We start from the raw sequence: 19,748 nt of genomic DNA, 5'->3' as shown, positions 1-19,748 counted from the left end.
CAGGTAGGCAAGAGACTGTATGAAGCTCGTTCAGAGATCGAAGGCAGTCGTCCACTCGCGTCCCACGAGGGCCGTGGCGATCTTGGCGTTGGTGCTGCTCGTGGCCGGGGTCGGCGCCTGGCTGGGCATCTTCCTCAGCGGCACCGTACGCGCCCAGATCGGTCCGGTGGAGACCGGCATGTCCCTGCGCCCGTCGTGGCACGGCGAGACGGTCGTGGACGCCAGCCCGCTGGGCACCCTCACCTTCCGCACGCACGACGCGCCGCTCCAGCTCCGCATCACTCTCGACAACATCGACCAGGACCGTGCCAAGGCCCTCATCGAGGACCCGCGCCTGGCCGACCGCCTGCCGGGGCTCATCGAGAGCGACCTGCTCGACGGCGTACGCGCGCTCGCCATCCGCTCGCTGCTGTGCGCGGGGGCGGGGGCCCTGGTCGCCGTCCTGCTGGTGTTCAGACGGCCGCGGGTGGCCCTCCTGGGCCTGCTGGCGGCCTCCGTGGCCCTGGCCGGCACGGGCGTCCTGGCCGCCGCCACCTTCCGCCCCAGCTCGCTCATCGAGCCGCGCTACTCCGGGCTGGTCGCCGCCGCGCCGTCCCTAGTCGGCAGCGCGGAGTCGATCGTGACGCGCTTCGAGTCGTACCGGTCGCAGCTCACCAAACTCGTCACGAACGTGTCGAAGCTCTACGACACCCTCTCCACCCTGCCGCTGTACGACGCCGACCCCAAATCCATCCGGGTGCTCCATGTCTCCGACATCCACATCAACCCCATCGCCTGGAACGTCATCCGTTCCCTGAAAGACCAGTTCGCGGTGGATTTCATCATCGACACGGGTGACATTTCAGACCATGGCACCAAGGCGGAGAACAAGTTCGTCGACGAAATCGGCACCCTCGGCGTCCCGTACGTCTACGTTCGCGGCAACCACGACTCCATGACCACCCAAAAGGCGGTCGAAAAACAGAAAAACGCCATAGTTCTGGACAAAAAGGCACAAACCGTAGAAGGTCTTACTATTTACGGACTCGGAGACCCGCGCTTCACGCCCGACAAGTCCGTCACGGTCGACTCGGACCCGGCCGCGCTGGCGGACTTCGCCCGCGCCCACCTGCCCCAGGGCGACCAGCCGGACGTGATCGCCGTCCACGACCCCGACGTCGGCAAGGGCTTCAGCGGTGCCACCCCGCTGGTCCTGGCGGGCCACACCCATGAGCGCAAGACCACCATGCTCCCCACCCGCACCCGCATGCTCGTCCAGGGCTCGACGGGCGGAGCCGGCCTGCGCGCCCTGGAACACGCCCAGCCCACCCCCGTACAGGCCTCCGTCCTGTACTTCGACAAGGAGTCGAAGCGCCTGCGCGCCTGGGACAACGTCACCCTGGGAGGACTCGGGGAGCAGTCGGTGTACATCCAACGTCACGTGGAGCCCAACCCGCAACGTATGATTTCACCGGAGCCAACGACCGCCCCGTCGCCAACGGGATCGGTCACTGAGACTTCGACGCCGTCCGCCGGTCCGCCGCTTTGGCATCAGGGGCAATCGTCCCCTATGCTTCAGAGGTCTCCAACGGACGGCGACAGGGAATCCTGAGCCCCCATCGTCTAGCGGCCTAGGACACCGCCCTTTCAAGGCGGCGGCACGGGTTCGAATCCCGTTGGGGGCACCGCGAGCGCCTAGCGCGTCAGCGAAATGGCTGGTCGAAGACCACCGAAGAGCTGATAAGCTAAGCGAGCGCAAAACAGCAAGAACGCAAGGTCCTGTAGAGCAGTTTGGAGTGCTCGCCACCCTGTCAAGGTGGAGGTCGCGGGTTCAAGTCCCGTCAGGACCGCTCTGGGTCAGGTAGCTCAGTTGGTACGAGCGTCCGCCTGAAAAGCGGAAGGTCGGCAGTTCGACCCTGCCCCTGACCACCAGCATTGAACAGCCAAGATGCCCCGTAGCGACCATCGCTCCGGGGCGTTTTCATGTCCGTAACAGCAACGCTGGCAGCAACGTCGCGATGGGGTATCGGGTTGGATCACGGCACACTGTGGCGCTGGCGATCATTGACCGGCTGAAGATGCGTAGCTACCTTCCGGGATTTGTGACCCCTCAGTGGATCGGTGTGATCGGGACTGCTCTTGGCGCCGCGATCGGAAGCCTGGTAGCGATCGGGTCCGTCTTTCTCCGGGCTCGTCAGGAGGCCGCTGCCGAGGCGCGCCAGCACAAGAGGGAGCAAGCCCGTAGGGCTCGTGATCGACAATGGGACATCACTGTTCAGGGGTTGGACGCGAGGCGACAGAACTACGCCACCTTGTTACGGCGGGCCGCGGCATACGGCCGGCAACTCGAAGTGATCGTCGATCAAGCTCCGACTCCGGCTGACGCAAAGCAGCCTCCACGTTTCCTCGGGGAGGAACTCAATACAGCCAGGGCAGAGCTTGAAGATCTCGTCTTCGAGGTTGATGTTCACGCGCAGCATCCCCTCGTTGGCGATGGGCTGCGGCAATTGCTACGAGAGGGCCAAGCGGTTCAGGATGCCCTGGAAGCAGGAGACTGGGGTAGGGCGAGGGAGTTGGTTTCGCTCGTAGGATCCTTAATGGCGAAGCTTCGGGATATGTGCCGTTGGGATCTCGGGTTGTACGCGCCCGATCCGTACGAGGACTCGAATGGCGCGCCAGAGTTGGCCTCTGCTGAGATGGCGGTCGAGCAGAAGGAAGCGCCTCAGCCTAAACGAGCTGAGGCGCAATAGGTAGGGACAGATCAGCCGAGAGCATCACTGAGCTTGCCCAGGGCTGTCCGCTTGTCATCGAGTGACGCGTGAGCGTAGATCGTCATGGTCACCTCGATATCACTGTGGCCGACGATATCGCGGACGACCTGGGGCGGGACGCCGAGGTTCAGGAGAAGCGTCACACAGGTGTGGCGCAGATCATGGAACCGCATCTCTCCGAGAGCGGCGGTCTTGCGAATGTCTCCCCAGCTTCGCCGTAGGTTGTCCGGCTCCATCGGCGTTCCGCAGCGCGAGGGGAAGACCAGGCCATGTTCTTTCCACTCCTCCCAGCGGTCAGAGCGTTCGGCGAACAGCTTCCTTCGATGCTCCCGCAGGGCCTCCACACAGATGGGCGGCAGCGGGACGGTTCGCTCCGAGTCCGAGGTCTTGGGACGGACGAACTGGAGTCGGCCTGCGACCCGCTGGAGGCTTCGAGTCACTTCCAGCTTGGCGGCCTCAAGGTCGACGTCCGTCCAGCGAAGCCCGAGAAGTTCTCCACGGCGCAGGCCGAGGCAGAGCGCCAAGACGTACAGAGCATACAGGCGGTGGCTCCGAGCGGCCTTGAGGACGGCGCGGGCCTGTGGAACGGTCAGGCCGCGATTGACCTTGTACTTGGGCACTAGGACCTTGACGAGCTTGGCGACGTTGCGAGCGATGATCTCCTCGCGTACGGCGCACTCCAGGGCGTTCCGGAGGACTGCATGGATGGACTGCACCATGCGTGTGGACAGGGGGGAGTCGCAGCACTGACCGCCCTTGAGGGTGCAGCACACCGGCTTGTCCCGCGAAGCGTCCCAGCCGTTCCGGCAGCATTGGCATTCGGAGCGGACGCGGTTGATGAAGAGGCGGACGTCTTGGGCGTTGAGCTTGCCCAGGCGCTACTTGCCCAGGCCGGGAATGAGGTGGAGGCGAACGACGCCCTCGTATCCCTGGTAGGTCTTGGGGCGGCGTTCCTGGCTGACGATGTTCTTCAGCCAGGGTTCAGGAAGTCGGCCACCGTCCAGTTCTCCGAGGAGACGGGGATGCCCTCGTCGGCCTGGCGGAGAAGTTCGGTCAGCTTCTTGCGGGCGTCCTCTTGCGTACGTGCGGAACCTTGAACGCGCTTCACGGTTCCGGCGGTGGTCTGGACGAAGGCGGCGTACCCGTAGCGGCCATCCTTCCGTAGCCAAATGCTTCCCTCGCCGTTGGAGCGCTTGCGGATGCGACGGCCGGTCCGGCGCTTGGGCTCTTCCTCCGGGGTGCCAAGCATGGTCTTGGTCATCACGCCACCTCCACGAGGGTCCTGATGCACTCGGTCAGGGCGTCGGCCGGAACGAGGCGGCGACGGCCGATCTTGATGGTTCGGAGCTGGTTGGAGCGGATCAGGTGTAGAGCGTCCGCCGGCTGACACGGAGGCGGTTGGCGGCCTCGTCGACGGTGAGTACGAGGTCACTCATGCGGGGCCTCCCCGCGCGTCAACTGGGCGAGGGGCGTGCCGGTGATGGCGGCGGCGAGGAGCGCCTCCCCAAGAGAGTGGCCCTTGCCTGCGTACTCCCATTGGCTAATCACGAGGACGGTGTCTTCGTCGAAGAGGGGAAGACGGCCGGTGGTGATGTCGGTCTCGCGGGCGTGTTGTTCGCGGTCGGCACGGAGTTCGCCGAGGGTGGTGGAGTAGTGGCGGGATCGGGTGGAGAAGTGGCCGCGGAAGCCGAGCATGTGCGCCCAGTTGGTGAGGCGGAGTCCGGTCAGTTCCGGTTCGGTGCCAAGGCGCATGCAGGTGGTGATGAGGCGGCGGGCGTGATCGCGCAGGTTGTACAGCTCCAGGTCGTCGAGGGGATTAATGCGGCGGTCAAGGGTGCCGACGCATTCGGCGGCCTTGGTGGCGTACTTGGCGATGTAGCCGGCGACAGCTTGGTCGGTGAGGTCGCCGTTCAGGGTGATGGGGCGGATGTCGAGTTGGTCGCCCCAGCGCAGTGCGCGCTCGGGCTGGTCGGCGTAGGCCGGGGCGCTGGCGGAAACGGCCTTGGCGGCGTGCTGGATGGCTTGCGTCAGGGCATCGGCCGTGGCCCAGAGCGGTGGCGGTGCCTCAGGTCCGCCGGGGCCGTCGAGGCGGATGACGGCGTGAAAGTGGATGACGCCGCGGCGCTGGTATTCGGCGACCTTGGCGAAGGACAGGGTGAGGTGCTCGCGGAGGTCTTTGAGGAACAGGCCGCCGAGTTTGGCCAGGTGACGGCGTACGGAGGCTGGCTCAAGGGCCGCACCCCACACCCCCGCCACCGCTGGGCCGTCGCCGACCTCCTCCACGTAGATGAAGCCGATCTCTGGCCCCATCTCCGTGGACAGAGCCACACAATCCCCGACGAGGTCCAGGCGATCTACCCACATCGTTGGGCCGTCCCACAGACTGCGTGGCACCAACTCTTCCGGTCAGCGCTGCAAAGGATCGACATCCTCACTTACAGCGGTCTCTTCCTCGCTGAAGACACCGGCATCCTCCACCTGATCGCCGACCGAGCCCGCGCAGGCGTCAGGACGCGAATCCTCCTCAGCGACTCTGAGGCGTCCCAAGTAGCCAGCCGGGGCATCGACGAGGGCCTTGGACCTGAGGTCATGGCCGCCCGCACCAAGAACGCCCTCGTTCTGTATGGCCAACTCGCCAGCGTCAACAACGTCGAGATCCGCACCCACCAGACCGTGCTATACAACTCCATCTACCGAGCAGACGACGACCTACTGATCAACACTCACGCCTACGGCACCCCCGCAGCCCAAGCCCCAGTCATCCACCTGCGAGCCCATGGCCCATCGGCAGCAGCAGCAACCTACTTGGGCAGCCTCGAAGACATCTGGGCATGTGCCAAGCTGACCGGCAATCACGCTCAAGATCACTAGTACGGCAGCCGCCATTTGTTAGCTGACCTGGATATATGCGGTAGTCAGGCGAGCTCGGTGATGGAACCAGCGGGCACGTGCTTGATGACGGCGTCTCCAGGCTGACCAATGCGCGGCGTGTTCCAGCGACGATATGCGGATGTCCGCGGCGTTGAACAGGTGCTTGATCTCGGCGACCGTCAGCGGGATCAGGCCGGGATCCTCGGGCGGCCTTTCATCGGGGTGGCTGGGCTCCACGGCCTGGCTGTCGGTGCGGTGCCGGGCCGCCGCGGCGCTGGTCACGCAGACGGCCAGGGCGGCCATGACCAGGACGAGGTGCCGTAGGAGAGCCTCATAGAGGCGGACCTGGGATTCGGCCAGGCCGAACAGGCTCTTGCCGGCCTCGAAACTCTCCTCCACCGGCCACCTCAGCCCTGCGGCAGCGATGAGGCGAGGCAGCGTGACCGGCTGGCCATCGGGGACAAAGCAGTAGCAGAAGGCCAGTTCACCGGTGGTGCGGTGCTTGCGGACCAGCAGGAAGTGGTCGGGGCTGGCGGTGGCGATCCACGCCCAGGCGTAGGTGCGCTCGCCCTTGGAGCCGTCACCGGCCGAGCGGATGGTCCACGTGCGCTTCTGCCTCAGGTACTTGGCCACGGCCTGCTCGCAGGTCAAGCAGCTGCCGCCGCCGAGCGTGAGGGCGAAGGTGGCGCGGATGCGCAGGACGTAGGCCTGACCGCGTTCTTCCAGGAAGGCACGCAACCGCGTGCAGGCGCCGTACACCTCGTCACCGGCCACGAAGTCCAGGCGCACGTCGTCGGCGTAGGCCTCGCGCAGCAGGTCGATGGCCAGTTCGCCCTTGGTGGCGAAGGTCAGGTCCAGCGGCAGGCCGGTGGTGATCGCGGTGACGGGGTCGCTGATCTGCTCAGTGGGGATCCATTGCCGTGCGCCGATCAGCGCGTGCCCCACGCCGGCGCGGACATAGGCCAGGTAGACCGTGTTGATGCCGTTGCTGATGCCGCCGGCGCAGCCCATGTGCTGACGCTTGACGCCCGCTGTGGCCACGCCTTTCTTCTCCTGACCGGACTCGTCCAGCACGCCGACGGTCAGGTTGCCCGGCCGGGCGGCGGCATCGAGCCGGGTGGCGGCGAACCGGCGGATCGTGCTCATTGCGCCCGCGGTGTCCCACCGGGCCCGGTTCAAGAGGCGCTGGGTGGCATCCAGGCGGCGATCGCCGATCCATTCGGCGATCGTCCAGCCGTTGCGTCTGGGCAGCTCGGACATCACGGCTCGGATGTACTTGGCGGCCTGCAGTCGGGGCTCGATCCGGGTGAACATCGGTGCCAGCGCGGTCATCAGGTCATCCAGGTTCCGTTGCACACGCGTGGCCTCTACGATGAGGGCAGCAGCCGCTTTGGATCTTGTTCTCGTCACACAGACATGATCACGAGCGGCTGCTCTCGTTGTCCGGGAATCCCATCAGAAGATCGCAGCAACCAGTCGCGCGTCATCCCAGCTCACACAGCAAATGGCGGCTGCCGTACTAGGGCGACCGCGGTCAGAAAGCTAAATATCTGTACGTCATCAAGGCCGTACCGCCGTTGGCGGCATGGGCGCCGGGCCCTCACGGTCTGCGCTGCGGCTCTTCGGCCGGTCGCAGCCCGCGAGGCCCGCGCAGAATCGCGCGCTCAAGACGATCACTGCTAACTCGAGGCACGTTCTTGACCCATCTTCCTAAATTGTACTGACCTTAATATCTTTTCAAGTGGTGCCGAATCATCGCCACAGCCTAAACTCTCGATCACACCCGAAAGGTATGGAAGGCGCATCTCGTACCAAACTTCACATGCCGAACCGCACGAAAGGGTGAATACACGGCATATCAGTGTTGACTAGACGCTTTTGGTCTAAGATGCCGCACAGCAGGGATCAACGGCAAGGAGCACTTGTTGACCAGAAAGATAGCGCTGGTGGCTGGCGTCGGCTCGTACAAGGGACGATGGGAACAGCTAGATAGCTGCGCGCATGACGCTGACCAAGTTGCAGCAGTTCTGTCTGAGCCGGAATATGACTTCGATGTAACCACGATTGTGGATCAACAGGTCACAAGACAGGCGATACTGCGCTGGCTTGTTGATGCGAAGACCTCAGGGGCAGATCTAATCCTTTTCTACTTCGCTGGCCATGGAGCAGTCAACGACCTCGGAACTTTTCTTGTCACGTTCGACAATGAAGAGTTCGACGAAGGAATTTCACTGGCAACGCTGATGCAGTTGCTTCAGCCAGCTCCCGGATCGAGTACCAGCACTGTTGTGATTCTGGATTGCTGCCATTCAGGGGAAGCAGCTAGCACGCCAGTAGCTGGAAGGTCGACGCGACGAGTAGCTAATACAGACATTAATAACGTTCTAAGACAATCAGATCCCTCCGCTGTAGTCATCGCGGCATGTGCGTCTGATCAACGTGCATGGGAAACCACTAACCTCGGACATGGCATTTTCACATTCCACCTTCTCGAAGCACTTCTGGGCTATGCAGCCGACCACACCGGGGACGTCACCGTCCATAGCTTGTATGAAGTTGTCTCCCGCGAGATGGCCAGCCTTGACACTTGGTATCAAGATCCTGTCTTCGGAGGGCGGGTTACAGGTCGAGTAATACTCGGTAGCAGACTAACACCAGTTTTGTCGCCACCACGTCCTGAGCAAGAATATGAGCGGATAGAGCTGGAAGCTCAAGTACATCTCGAAGAGTATAACAGGCTCCGTAGTGCCAATATCGATACATGGCGTGCCTCCGGCTACGCTGACGCATGCAGAAGGCTTGAATCAATTAGCGATTGGTTCGCCCGTAAAGAGCAGATACAAGGGCTTTCTCAGAGGGAAGGATTCAGGAGTGCGAAGAACACTTTAATCCGCTATCAGACCGAACTAGGTCTAGTTGAACCGGGTATCCGAACCCCTTGGGGTGTGCTCGAGAAGGAAATTGGCGGCGGCGGATTTGGTAAAGTTTGGCTTATAGCCGATGGGAAAGACAGGCGGCAGGCGTACAAGCTGTATCACGTGAACGAACTGTCAGACCGTGAGAAAGTGAAGAGGTTCAAAAACGGCTACGACGCCATGCGTATGCTGAATCATGACCGTATCGTCAAAGTTCATGATTACAGTAGCTGCCCGCCAGGCTTCGTGATGGACTATATCGAGGGCGACAACTTACGTGATCTCGCACCGGGTACCTTCATGGACCCCGTCTCTATCCTATACATCTTGCAGGCATCCGCAGACGCTATTGCCGACGCGCATAAGCATCTAGTCATTCATCGCGATATAAAGCCCGAGAATATCATCTGTTCCCTCCGAGAAGATGGCGTTTATGAGCCCTTTCTAACTGACTTCGATCTCGCATGGTTCAGTACACAAACGCAGAAAGCAACCAAAACGGCAATGGGTGTAGTCTATTACGCTGCACCGGAGCAGTATGTGGCTTTTAATCCCAAAGCGGCACGCAGCAGAACGCCTGCACTTGACGTTTATTCTTTCGGCCAATTGCTGTACTTCTGCTTCATGAACGCCGATCCTGAGCCTTTGAACATTGGCACGAATGTCGAGAAGCTTCATAGGCGACTCCTCAGCTCGTGCACTGCAAAGGCCACCCGGCTCATTGTCGACCTTTATAAGGGTTGTGTTCAGTTCGCTCCAGAGGATCGCGTCAGCGACTTCAAGTCTATTCTTGCTTACCTAAACGAAGTAATGCAAGAGCTCACTTACACAGACAACGACAAAAAGCTTGAGCCCGATGAATACGTAAATGAAGTAGCGTTCCAGATCACAGGTAGAGTGCCAGAAGAGCATTTCAGCTCATTCTTTAACGCAACTGGTAATTGGGAGATAACCCCCGAGTGGCGGGATGCGCCAAGATTGCGCGCCGGGGTAGGGCAGCTCCTGTCTCTCCACTTCCTACCATCGACTCGTATGGCGATGGAGAACATGTCGAATGAGAGAATGCGACTGATTCTAAATCGCAGGGTTGATGCGTCGTTGGCTCCTTTTAGAGATCAGGCGACCCGACATCCTGGGAGGCAAGGCGCATTCACCTTCTTTCTCGAATGGCGCCCTAAGAATATGAGTCGAACTGACGCGCTGCGGCTGTGTGAGGCAATTCGGAGTGTTATCGATACCCTCCAGGCATCGTAGGTAAGTGGTACGTTGCCTGAACATGCCTCAGCAATACAGAGCGATGCGGTGATTGATAGAAGTGGTTTCGAGGGATAGTTCGTGGACTTGAGTTCTGATCTTACAACGCCCGACGAGTTCGAGGAATTCGTTCAACGCACCTTTCAATCGATGATCCCCGCCATCGAGGACCTAAGAGTCACCTTGCACGAAATCATAAGGGGCGTGGATGGAACTTATGATTTCGACGTCACAGTGCGGTATCAACTGTTCGGCCTTTCCTTCTTGGTCCTCGCAGAGGCAAAGCGCCATCTTAACCCAATCAAGCGTGAGCTTGTGCAGATACTCCATCAAAAACAGCAGAGCGTCGGCGCTCATAAAGCAGTTATGTTTTCGACCGCGCCTTATCAAAGTGGTGCTGTAAGTTTTGCCCAGACTCACGGCATCGCTCTGATTTTGGTATCCAAGACGTCTCTCGTGTTCAAATCCAGATCTCAACACGATTATGTATTTCCATATCTCCCACAACCCTCATGCATAGATGCATGCTTATGGGATGGATATATCCTTGATGAGGCGGAACGGACTAATACTCCCAGCGGAGTATATATTTCGCAATTGGACGCGCTGCAACTGTCCGAGAAACTGCTTGGACTCACTCGCAATCAGAGCTAAACATAAAACGCATCGAGGTGATGATGCCCAAAAGATGAATGATCTGAGAACAATTTGCCCATGTTGTTCGAACGCATCACATTGTCCTACGGTTCGGATTCATTGGTTCTCTGTGCGACGATATCGAAGTAGCTCTCGTCGGCACGAAAGCGGCCATATGATTAGCGTCCTCATGACCCAGCGCATCAGTGAGTCTATGCCGTTACGAGCGCGGGCTTCGGTACTCGCAGTGCTTGACGGGGGCGATCGCCGCCAAGCCCCTCCTCCGTCGGGCCTTAGCACCCGATGGCCATAGCTGGAGGTGACGGCCACGCTGGCGGGATCGTCCTTCGCTGAGCGGATCTCGCTAACGAGGTTGCTAACAACGAATCTGGACAACCTCGAAGTTGTGCGGCCTCGACTGCGAGTCCATAGGCAGGCGACCAGCATGTTGAGGTAGCCATGGACGATCGTAGAGGAACTCGAGTTAGCTACGGATCAGGAGGTGGCGCAGTGGCTGAGGCCGTGACGATCGCGGACTTCGGTGCCCGTCGTACGGGCTGGGGCGATCGCCGGCAAGGCCCTCCTCCGTCGGACCTCGCCACCGGGTGATCAGTGCTGAGGTGACAGCAGCGCTGACAGCAACGTCCCCATACGCCGACGCATTCGCGCCACCGTACGGACGCGCCCGACCACGGTCTCGATCAAGCGAGCAGGGTGATTGCTCCGCCTGAAAAGCGGAAGGTCGGCAGTTCGACCCTGCCCCTGACCACCAGCATTGAACACCCAAGATGCCCCGTAGCGATCATCGCTTCGGGGCGTTTTCGCGTCTGCGACAGCAACGTCGCCGGGCGATGGAGCATCCATGGACCAGGACATGAGTCCCGCGCATCTCGCCGTCGAGCTGGAGGATGCGGAGAGACTTCAGGCGCTGCTCGATGATGGCGCGAGTGTTCATGAGGAACATTCCGGGCTCACACTCCTTCACCACGCGATCGATGTGGAAGCGGACGGCCACGTGCAGACAGGTGATCGGCTTCATGTCGACATGACGGCGCTCCTCCTCGCCAACGGAGCAGATCCACGTCGGCGCTCCCACGGTGGCACAGGCGTTTCGGCGGAGCACTTCGCCTTCGTCCGCGGTCATTGGCTGGCTACGCGGCTGATCAACGCCTGGCTGCGGGATCACCCCGAGCAGGCCCCGACAGCAACATCGACCACTGGCACCTCAGCGATCATTGACAGCCCGCGGGGGGCATGATCGCACTTGGGACATCACGCTTCAGGGCTCGACGCGAGGCGCCAGACCTACGCCACCTTGCTACGACGATCAGCAGCACACGACCGGCAGCTCAAATCGATAGCCGAACTCCCCATAGCTTCGGCAGCCAGTGGCAGCAACGCCATGCGCCTAGCCGCGGAGCAGTTGAACACGGTCACTGTCGATCTTGAAGGCCTGGTCTTCGAGATCGATGTGAACGCTCAAGACCCCGTCGTTGGCGATGTCTTGCGGCAACTCCTCCTACAAGGGCAAGCGGTGCGGGAAGCTTTGAAAGAGTCCCGCTGGGATGAGGCCAAGGCTACGCCACATGGCACGCCCTACTCCCAGGACTTGTACGCTGACGCTCGGCGCCCACAGTCCCATAATGGTTCCAGCCCGGAGGCGCCACGCCCACGGACGGGTTAGCGTGCAGACACGGCGAGTATCGCCCGATACTTTCAGCTGTTATGACCCCGCAGCAGGCCCCACCTGCGTGGCGGCCCCGCGTAGTTCATGACCGCTGGCTGGCCAACGATCAGGACGGCGCAGACACAGGCACTGAATGATGGCCCGCGGGAAGCATTGGTTGGGCCCTGGTCAGCCTGTCATCGATAGTTGTGTCAGCCGGACGGAGGCTCAGCGCCAGCTTCACCAAGATGAGCCATGACCACCTGCACGTTATGGGCGATCGGTGCGGTGGAGTCGAGTGCGAGACGGTCCTCGTCCCATGCCTCGAAGCCTGCCCGGCGTGCTTGCACCGATGCCCACGTCGGCTCCGGGAAGCCATCGATCCCGCGCCGGCGATTCTCAAGCCGTCGCTGGTGTAGGACGGGGTCCGAACAGGCGACTTCGATGAAGCGCAGTTCCACGCCACGCCGGAGGGCCAGTCCGCGCCACTGCTCGCGCGCCTCTGCCACATCGTTCACCGCGTCAACGATGACCGTCTGGTCGAGAGCCAGCATCTCGGATGCGAGTGCCTCCACCACGACATATGCAGCCAATCCGGTGGGCTGGTCACGGTCGATTCCGGCGCGCCACATCGCCGCCTCCACTGGATCGACGGACAAGACCGGTGTTCCGAGCTGCCGACCGAGGGCCTCGGCGATGGAGCTCTTGCCGGCACCGGGGAGCCCGCTAATCACGATCAACATGGTGACGACCCTGTCACACCTGGACGCCCTCTCCCGCGTTGGACGGAAGTCCCTGGGCAGGCGTGCTCTTGATCACAGGCTCACTACCGACACACCTAACGACCAAGGATCCCTAGAAGGGCGGCATCACCTTGTCCAGCCACGAACGCGAGCCTGTCCGGTGAACCATCGAGGCGGGTGACGCGCGAGCGTGGCAGGCAGCCGGGTGTGTTCGTCCACGACCGCCTGGGCGAGTTGTCGGCGTGTCAGGCCTCGCGCGGTGCGAAGGTTGGCTCCCTTGAGATTGGCGTTCTTCAAGATCGTCCCGGTCATGTCGGCGCGGCTGAAGTCCGCCCCCTCCAGGTCGGCGTAGCTCAGGTCGGCGCGCTCGAGACGGGAGCCGTCGAAAGACGCCTCCCGCAGCCGGGCGCTGACCAGCCAGGCATCGCGCAGGTCGGCGTACCTTATCCAGGCTTGCGGAAGGTGAGCGGCCTCGAGGTAGGCATACCGCAGGGAGGTGCCGTCCAGGGCCGGCTCGGGACAGCTCGCCCCGCTGAGGTAGATGCCGTCCAGGCGGCTGGAATTGAGCTGCAGCGACAGCGGGCCGAGGCCTTCGGCCAACTCCACGGCCAAACCGAACGCGGTCGCGATGTCCGCGCGCAGCTTGGGACCGCGTAACCCCGAGGCCGGGTCGATGAGGCCGCGGAGCCGGCTTCGCCTGGACATTGCAGAGGCACGGCGGCTCTCGTCCTTGACGAATTGGCACAGGATCGACATGATCGCTTTCGCATCGCGCGGGGAGTCGGTGGTGATCCGGCCAAGGGCGCTTAGCGCACCGAGCCGCACCGCCAGGGACGTGCTGCCCAGTTGAGTGATCGTCTGGGTGAAGCGGTCGGTGATGCGCGATTGCCTGCTCAACAGGTAGGTGCGCGCGGTGAACGTCAGGGAGCCGCCCGCGCCCAGCGCGAGCAGCAGGGTGATGAGCGCTGTCCGGGCGTCGTTGCGCACCTCGGCGAGCGGCTGACCGGTCAGTTTCAGGCTGGGGTCCACCAGCGTGCCGGGCAGCAGCCACAAGATCAGCGCGCACAGCAGCAGGGTGCCGGCACCGACAGCGACATATGCGAGGATCGCTCGGCGGCGGGGCGCGTCGACTTCCTTCCTGAACCTGACGGCTCGCTGCTGGAGGTGCAGTTGCGTTACCCGGAAACCCGTCGAGGCCCATGGGCGCCGTCGCCCCTTCCACCAGTCCTCGTCCTTGAGCGCACGGTCGGGCAGACGGCCGTCGATGATGTCTTCGATCTGGTCGAACTTGAAGTCGATCCGAACTAGCCCGCTGGTCCGGAGATACGAACGCAGTTTGCGGTATTTACGCGTCACGCCTGAACATGGTGAGGCTGCGCCCAGCGTCGATCAATGGGCACCAGGCCCCAGGCCAGGCAGAGCGTCCAGGAGAGGCAGCGACGAACCTGCGTCGCCGCTCTACCGACCGAGGGAGCTTACCTAGCGACCGAAGATCGATAGACGACATCAGGCCAGCTCAGAGGCATGAGGGATCGGTGAAAGATCGATTTCAACCTTCAGTTGATGCTTGACGGTTCGGCATCGGCTGATGCTTTACACCGTGCCTAGACCTCGTAGTCGATATGGCCGCTGGCTCGCAGCCGGTTCACCTCCTTGACCGTGGTACGCGGGTGCACCGACAGCAGCTCGCCCTGATACCTGGCGGCATTCAAGTGGCTCGGCGAGGTCGAAAGACCCTTCCGCCGGACAACCACGTTCGGCCGGTCAGATTGAGGTCAGATTCACAGGAGATCAGAGCCATACCAAGCGATCAGGACTCGCCATCGAGGCTAGCCCTTCATGAGTTGGGCCAAGCGGTCCCAGGCTGGGGATGAGGCTCCGGGGTGGGGTTGGGCGGCCAAGCGGGCCATGGCCGGGTTCTGGGAGGGGTGGGTTTCGGATCGGCTGTGGTGCTGGGTGAACCAGGTTCGGGTGCGGTCGGCGAGGGCGGGGAGGCGGGGGTCGTCCGGCGACCAGTCGTAGGCGGCGTCATGTTCGAGGTAGAGGGCGCAGAACTCGGGATCGGCCATGAGCTCGCGTTTTTCGGCGATCCACACGTCGGCGTCCTCGGGTGAGGCGGTTTGCATGAGGATCCAGCCGTCGCGCTCCAGGTGGATGTGGCGCTCGCTGACGCCGAGTTCGCGTAGAACGTCGAGATAGTCGGCGACGTCCGGGGAGACGAAAAGCCGGTCGCCGCCGCGCAGCTGGGCGAGTTGATCGCGGGTCCGCCGCAGCTGCGCGATGCGGGCTTCGAGGTCCTGGTCGATCCCGGCGATGGCCGACCTGAGCGTGTCCGGGTCGGCGTCGAGAAGGTCCTTGATGCGGGCCAGTGGCACGCCCGCATGGGCCAGGGTCCTGATCTTGACGAGGTCGACGGCGTCTTTGGCGGTGTAGCGCCGGTAGCCGGAGGAGTCGCGGTCGGGCTCGGCCAGCAGACCGCGCTCGTGGTAATGGCGGATGGCTTTGATGGTCACTCCGGCGTAGTCCGCAAGTTGGCCGATCGTGAGCATGCTGGACATCCTTCCACCCGGCGGGGAACGGTCAGGCCCGACGGCTCAGGCGGCCGCCGCCATTGCGGAAACGCGCCTGGCCGTCGCGAACATCGTGGTAGGAGACGAGCAGCAGGCGCATGTATCCGTTGAACGTCTCCAGCGGGTATCCGGCGGGCGCGAAGAGTCCGGGCCGGATCGGCACGTAGCGCTGCGGCGGGGCAGAGGTCATACCGCCGACGAACTCGCTGAAGATCCGCTCCTGCGATTCGTCCGCCAGCTCATAGGTCGCCCGCTCCTCGAGCTGACCATCGACGATGCTGACGTCGATGCGGAGCTGATCGGAACGATAGGTGCCCACGTAGGGGGTGAGGTCGACGTCCTGCTGCACTTCGGTGACCACAGGAGGGACCTGGACACCGAGATGCTCGCTCAGCAGCCACTGCAGGATCTGGTCCTGCAGCATGATCGCCCCCGATTCATTGCCGAAGGCGGTGAAGACCAGGTCATGTTCGGGCAGCACGCACAAGATGGACACGCCGCCGGGCGACGCGCCCGACATGGCCAGGACGGTCGTGTCGCCGAACGGGTACAACACCCAGCCCAGGCCCATCGGCGGGACGTTCGGAGTCGCCATGTCATGCGCGACCTGCTGCATCAGCGCGGTCGAGGCGGCCGACAGGACGCGTGTGCCGGCGGGGGACACACCGCCGGCGAGGTGGGTACGTCCGCAGGCCAGCAGGTCGGCGACGGTGCCGATCGGCGTGGCGCCGGCCGGCCCCCAGGTGTCGGGCAGCATGAACATGCCGGCGGGCTTGGCCGCCATGGTCTCGGGGTCCAGGAAGTGGCCGACGGCCGTGCTGCGCAGGATGGCCTGCTCGGCTGAGGTGCTGGAGTCCTTCATGCCGATGGGTGCATAGACGTCGCGCTTGAGCAGCTCGGGGTAGGACATGCCGGTCACCGCTTCCAGCAGGCGGCCCGCGACGATCATGCCGCCGTTGGAGTAGCTGAGCTGCTCGCCGGGTTCGAACAGGGAGCCGCAGCTGCTCGCGAGAGCGGTGACGTAGGACTTCAGGGCGTCGCGGCCCTTGGCGTCGGGAACGAACAGGTCCGCGTCGATGCCGTTGGTGTGGGAGAGCAGGTGCCGGACCAGGATCTTGTCCGCCGCGCCCGGCTCGGTCAGGGCGAACTCGGGAAGGTACTTCACCACTGGCGTGTCGAGGTCCAGCAGTCCACGCTCGACCTGCTGCAGGACCAGCGTGGTGGTCAGGACCTTGGTGACGGAGCCGAAGAGGAATCCAGTGTCTTCGCGCATCGGTGCGCCGGTGGCCACGTTCGCGGTGCCGTGAGCGACGACGATCTGCTCGCCGGCGTGGTAGACGCCGGCGACGAACCCGGGGACGTTGTTGGACTCGCAGTAGGCGGCGGCCTGCTCGCGGATCTGGGCTTCGACGGTGTGCAGTGCGTTGTTGTTCATGCAGAGAATCGTCGAACCTTGACCTAGGGGCAAGGTCAAGCCCACAACTCTAAGGACAGCGCCTGTGATCCGAGCCGGCGCCCCTGCCGCCGGCTCGGATCAGTCCGCCCGGTCGCGGCGGAGGGCGGGCAGGTCCGCCCGGGAGGCGATGCCGAGCTTGGGCAGTAGTTGCGCCAGGTGTGCGCCGACCGTCCGGCGGGACAGGTAGACCTGCTCGCCGATCTCCTCGTCCGACAGGCCCTCGGCTGCGAGCCTGGCGATGTGCAGCTCCACCGGAGTGAGCTTGTCGCGGGCCGCCAGGACGCGGTCGGCGCTGGCCTCCCCGCAGGCGCTCAACCCGCGCCGGGCCCGGTCGCTCCACGGCACGACGCCCAGTGCGTCGAACGTGTCGCGGGCGGTGCGCAGCAGCGGCCGGGCCGAGCCGGGATCGCCCTGATCCAGCAGCCACTCACCGTAGGCCACCTGCGCGTACGCCCGGGCGAACGGCCAGCGGGCGTGGTCGGCGGCGAGCGCGTCGGCGAACCGGGCCCGTGCGTCCGCCGGCTCGGCGAGCAGCGCCCGGGCGAGCGGCAGGCCCACGTGCAGCGCGGGCGCGGGCGTCGTACGCGCCACCTCCTCCAGCCCGCGCAGCACCGCCCGCGCCGCGCCCGCGTTACCGCTCCCGGCGGCGGCGTCGGCGAACGCGGCCGCCACATAGCAGCGCAGCGCGAGCTGGTACGACGGATCGGCGGGGTCGTGCAGCCGGCGCAGGTGCTCGTACGCCTCCGCGTGCCGGCCTTCGCTCAGCGCTGCCAGGCCGCGGGCCATCTGGACGGTGGCGAGCACCGGCCGCACCCCGGCGGCGACGCTCATCGCCTCCGCCTGCGCCGCGAGCTCCCGAGCGCGGTCCGGTTCGCCGCGCAGCGCCGCGAGCATCGCCTGGGTGGACACGGCGGTGCCGTACATCTGCGGCTGGCCCGTCTCCAGGGCGAGCCGGGCCGCCTCCTCGGCCGCCGGGATCGCCACGTTCAGGTTGGGCCGGTGTACCGCGCTCCACGCCTGCTGGGCGAGGGAGCGGGTGAGCAGGTAGAGCCGTCCCTGGGCGCGCAGCCCGGGCAGCGCCGCCGCGGAGAAGCTCTCCACCTGTTCGAACGCCCCGACGATCACCGCCGCGGAGCCCAGCAGCCGGGCCGCCTGCGGGTCGATGACGGGCTGCGTGGCCAGCTCCCGCAACCAGTCGATGACCACGGCGCCGCGGTCGAGCGGCGCGGCGTACGCGAGGATCGCCAGCAGCAGCGGGTTCGCGGCCGGCACCGGCAGGCTTTCGGCGACCGCGACGATCCGGCGGCGCGCCTCGGCGCCCGGCTCGATCCAGAAGCACTGCAGCGCGGCGCTCCACAGGATGCGCAGCGCCTCCTCGGGCCGGCCGTCGGCGGCGACCGACTCGGCGAGGGCGGCGAGCACCTGCGGGCCGGTCGCCCGGCCGTCCGAGCCGTCGTCGAGGGTGCCCCGGATCCATCGCAGCCGGGCCTGCTGCTGGGAGGTGAGCGGCAGCAGCTCGGTCTGGCGCAGCAGCCGCACGACGACGTCGCGGCCGCCCAGTTCGACGGCCTGGTCCGCCGCCCGGAGCAGCCGGTCGGCCCGCCGGCGCGCGTCCTCGGTGAGCTTGGCCGCCTGCTCCAGCGCGGTCACCGCCTCGCTCGGGGCGCCGCGCTGCGCGACGCGGGCGGCCATGGTGTCCAGCTCGGCCGCGATCTCCTCGTCGGGCCGGGCGGCGGCGGACGCCCGGTGCCAGATCCGGCGGTCGGCGGCGCGTTCGCCACTCTGCCGGGCGAGCGCCTCGGCGAGCGCGGCATGGCCCGCGCGGCGCTGCGGCAGCGTCGCGGCCTGGTAGATCGCTGAGCGCATGAGCGGGTGCCGGAACCGGATCTGGGCGGCGTCCGGCTCGATCAGCCCGGCGCGGATCCCCGGCGCCAGGTCGTGGTGCGCGACGGGCCCGGCGGTGAGGACGGCGGCGGCCGCGATCACCTCCTCCACCGCGGTGCCGTCGTCGAGGGCCGCGACGAGCAGGAGAGACCGCGTGGCGTCGGGCAGGTCGCCCAGCCGGGCGCCGAAGGCCCTCTCCAGCCGCTCGGTCAGCGGCAGCCACGGCGAGGAGAGCAGGCCGGCCCCCTGGTCGCGCCATTCGCCGGTCAGTTCCACCAGCGCGAGCGGGTTGCCGGCGCCCTCGTCGAGCAGCCGCCGCCGGGTCCGCGGATCCATGCCGGGGGCACGCGCGTCGAGCAGGCGCGCCGCGTCCGCGTCCGGCAGCGGCAGCAGCACGAGCTCGGGCAGCCCGGCCTCGGCCAGCGCGGAGGGCACGCCGTCACGCAGCGTGGCCAGCAGCGCCACCGGCTCGGCCTCCAGCCGCCGGGCGACGAACGACAGCACCCCGGCGGTGGGCGGGTCGAGCCACTGGCCGTCGTCGGCGAGCACCAGCAGCGGAGTCCGGCTCGCCGCCTCCACCAGCAGGTTGAGCGTGGCGAGCGCGACCAGGTAGAGATCGGGGACGGGAGCGTCGATGAGACCCAGCGCGGCCGCCAGCGCTCGTCGCTGCGGATCGGGCAGCGCCGCGTCGTCCAGCCGGGCGGGGTGCAGCAGGCGGTGCAGCCCCGCGTACGGGAGATGGAATTCGGCCTGCGTGCCGGCCGTGGACAGCACCCGCAGCCCGGCGTCCCGACCGGCGTCCGCAGCCGCGGTGAGCAGGGCGGACTTGCCGATGCCGGGCTCACCGCGCACGACCAGTGAACTGCCTCCGTCGCGAAGCCCGCGTACGAGGCCGGACAGCCGGGCGACCTCCGGCTCTCGCCCGAAAAGTGATGGTTTGGCGGATTCACTGGACACAGTGACATAGTCTCCCTGGTGTCCCGGTCGCACCGAATTCGGCCCC

The 19,748-nt window shown here is 64.7% G+C and carries 15 protein-coding genes and 4 tRNA genes; 10 read left to right on the top strand and 9 right to left on the bottom strand.

Going from position 1 to position 19,748, the window contains the following annotated elements:
- Positions 1 to 73 precede the first annotated feature (73 nt).
- The 5 genes from BLS95_RS22540 to BLS95_RS54345 all read left to right on the top strand — a co-directional run bounded on the left by BLS95_RS22540 (position 74) and on the right by BLS95_RS54345 (position 2,729).
- Positions 74 to 1,591, top strand: coding sequence for a metallophosphoesterase family protein (locus BLS95_RS22540; RefSeq protein WP_245765210.1), 1,518 nt, complete (start codon positions 74 to 76; stop codon positions 1,589 to 1,591).
- A tRNA-Glu gene (locus BLS95_RS22535) sits at positions 1,592 to 1,664 on the top strand. It begins immediately after the preceding gene.
- A gap of 90 nt (positions 1,665 to 1,754) precedes the next feature.
- Positions 1,755 to 1,829, top strand: a tRNA-Asp gene (locus BLS95_RS22530).
- A 5-nt stretch (positions 1,830 to 1,834) separates the two neighbouring features.
- Positions 1,835 to 1,911 (top strand) — tRNA-Phe (locus BLS95_RS22525).
- 116 nt (positions 1,912 to 2,027) lie between these two features.
- Positions 2,028 to 2,729, top strand: a complete 702-nt coding sequence (locus BLS95_RS54345; RefSeq protein WP_143043838.1) for a hypothetical protein — start codon at positions 2,028 to 2,030, stop codon at positions 2,727 to 2,729.
- Positions 2,730 to 2,740: 11 nt separating this feature from the next.
- On the opposite strand, the gene BLS95_RS58030 is transcribed toward BLS95_RS54345, so the two are convergent.
- The 3 genes from BLS95_RS58030 to BLS95_RS22505 form a co-directional block, all read right to left on the bottom strand.
- Positions 2,741 to 3,469 (bottom strand): tyrosine-type recombinase/integrase, encoded by a 729-nt coding sequence (locus BLS95_RS58030; protein ID WP_245765209.1) that lies wholly within the window; start codon positions 3,467 to 3,469, stop codon positions 2,741 to 2,743.
- 251 nt (positions 3,470 to 3,720) lie between these two features.
- A complete protein-coding gene (locus BLS95_RS58025) occupies positions 3,721 to 4,011 on the bottom strand; it encodes a hypothetical protein (RefSeq protein WP_245765208.1) in 291 nt (96 codons plus the stop codon).
- A 167-nt stretch (positions 4,012 to 4,178) separates the two neighbouring features.
- On the bottom strand, positions 4,179 to 5,144 hold the full coding sequence (locus BLS95_RS22505; protein WP_218135929.1) for a replication initiator: 966 nt from the start codon (positions 5,142 to 5,144) through the stop codon (positions 4,179 to 4,181).
- Positions 5,145 to 5,339: 195 nt separating this feature from the next.
- Here BLS95_RS22505 and BLS95_RS54340 point away from each other — a divergent pair, with 195 nt between their 5' ends.
- On the top strand, positions 5,340 to 5,621 hold the full coding sequence (locus BLS95_RS54340) for a hypothetical protein (protein WP_143043837.1): 282 nt from the start codon (positions 5,340 to 5,342) through the stop codon (positions 5,619 to 5,621).
- 18 nt (positions 5,622 to 5,639) lie between these two features.
- Here BLS95_RS54340 and BLS95_RS22495 read toward each other — a convergent pair whose 3' ends face one another.
- Positions 5,640 to 6,977: an IS701 family transposase gene (locus BLS95_RS22495; RefSeq protein ID WP_425434746.1), complete on the bottom strand. Its 1,338-nt coding sequence runs from the start codon at positions 6,975 to 6,977 to the stop codon at positions 5,640 to 5,642.
- A 569-nt stretch (positions 6,978 to 7,546) separates the two neighbouring features.
- On the opposite strand from BLS95_RS22495, the gene BLS95_RS22490 reads away from it, so the two are divergent.
- The 4 genes from BLS95_RS22490 to BLS95_RS22475 all read left to right on the top strand — a co-directional run bounded on the left by BLS95_RS22490 (position 7,547) and on the right by BLS95_RS22475 (position 11,684).
- On the top strand, positions 7,547 to 9,790 hold the full coding sequence (locus tag BLS95_RS22490; protein ID WP_143043836.1) for a protein kinase domain-containing protein: 2,244 nt from the start codon (positions 7,547 to 7,549) through the stop codon (positions 9,788 to 9,790).
- 81 nt (positions 9,791 to 9,871) lie between these two features.
- Positions 9,872 to 10,444, top strand: a complete 573-nt coding sequence (locus tag BLS95_RS22485) for a restriction endonuclease (protein WP_090934389.1) — start codon at positions 9,872 to 9,874, stop codon at positions 10,442 to 10,444.
- A gap of 687 nt (positions 10,445 to 11,131) precedes the next feature.
- Positions 11,132 to 11,198 (top strand) — tRNA-Phe (locus BLS95_RS22480).
- A gap of 90 nt (positions 11,199 to 11,288) precedes the next feature.
- Positions 11,289 to 11,684, top strand: a complete 396-nt coding sequence (locus BLS95_RS22475) for an ankyrin repeat domain-containing protein (RefSeq protein WP_218135927.1) — start codon at positions 11,289 to 11,291, stop codon at positions 11,682 to 11,684.
- Positions 11,685 to 12,304: 620 nt separating this feature from the next.
- Here BLS95_RS22475 and BLS95_RS22470 read toward each other — a convergent pair.
- The 5 genes from BLS95_RS22470 to BLS95_RS22450 form a co-directional block, all read right to left on the bottom strand.
- Positions 12,305 to 12,835 carry a P-loop nucleotide/nucleoside kinase family protein gene (locus tag BLS95_RS22470; RefSeq protein WP_090934386.1) on the bottom strand — a complete coding sequence of 177 codons (531 nt, stop codon included), beginning with the start codon at positions 12,833 to 12,835 and terminating at the stop codon, positions 12,305 to 12,307.
- Between the two features lie 126 nt (positions 12,836 to 12,961).
- Complete coding sequence (locus tag BLS95_RS22465; protein WP_090934384.1) at positions 12,962 to 14,191, bottom strand: pentapeptide repeat-containing protein; 1,230 nt, start codon at positions 14,189 to 14,191, stop codon at positions 12,962 to 12,964.
- A 473-nt stretch (positions 14,192 to 14,664) separates the two neighbouring features.
- Positions 14,665 to 15,384 (bottom strand): MerR family transcriptional regulator, encoded by a 720-nt coding sequence (locus BLS95_RS22460; protein WP_176993329.1) that lies wholly within the window; start codon positions 15,382 to 15,384, stop codon positions 14,665 to 14,667.
- A gap of 31 nt (positions 15,385 to 15,415) precedes the next feature.
- Positions 15,416 to 16,840 carry a serine hydrolase domain-containing protein gene (locus tag BLS95_RS22455; RefSeq protein WP_090934379.1) on the bottom strand — a complete coding sequence of 475 codons (1,425 nt, stop codon included), beginning with the start codon at positions 16,838 to 16,840 and terminating at the stop codon, positions 15,416 to 15,418.
- 99 nt (positions 16,841 to 16,939) lie between these two features.
- Positions 16,940 to 19,702: an ATP-binding protein gene (locus BLS95_RS22450; RefSeq protein WP_218135926.1), complete on the bottom strand. Its 2,763-nt coding sequence runs from the start codon at positions 19,700 to 19,702 to the stop codon at positions 16,940 to 16,942.
- Between the last annotated feature and the right edge of the window lie 46 nt (positions 19,703 to 19,748).

The sequence above is a fragment of the Nonomuraea jiangxiensis genome, from assembly GCF_900099965.1.
GTDB lineage: Bacteria > Actinomycetota > Actinomycetes > Streptosporangiales > Streptosporangiaceae > Nonomuraea > Nonomuraea jiangxiensis.
This window is presented reverse-complemented; position numbering and strand designations above follow the sequence as displayed.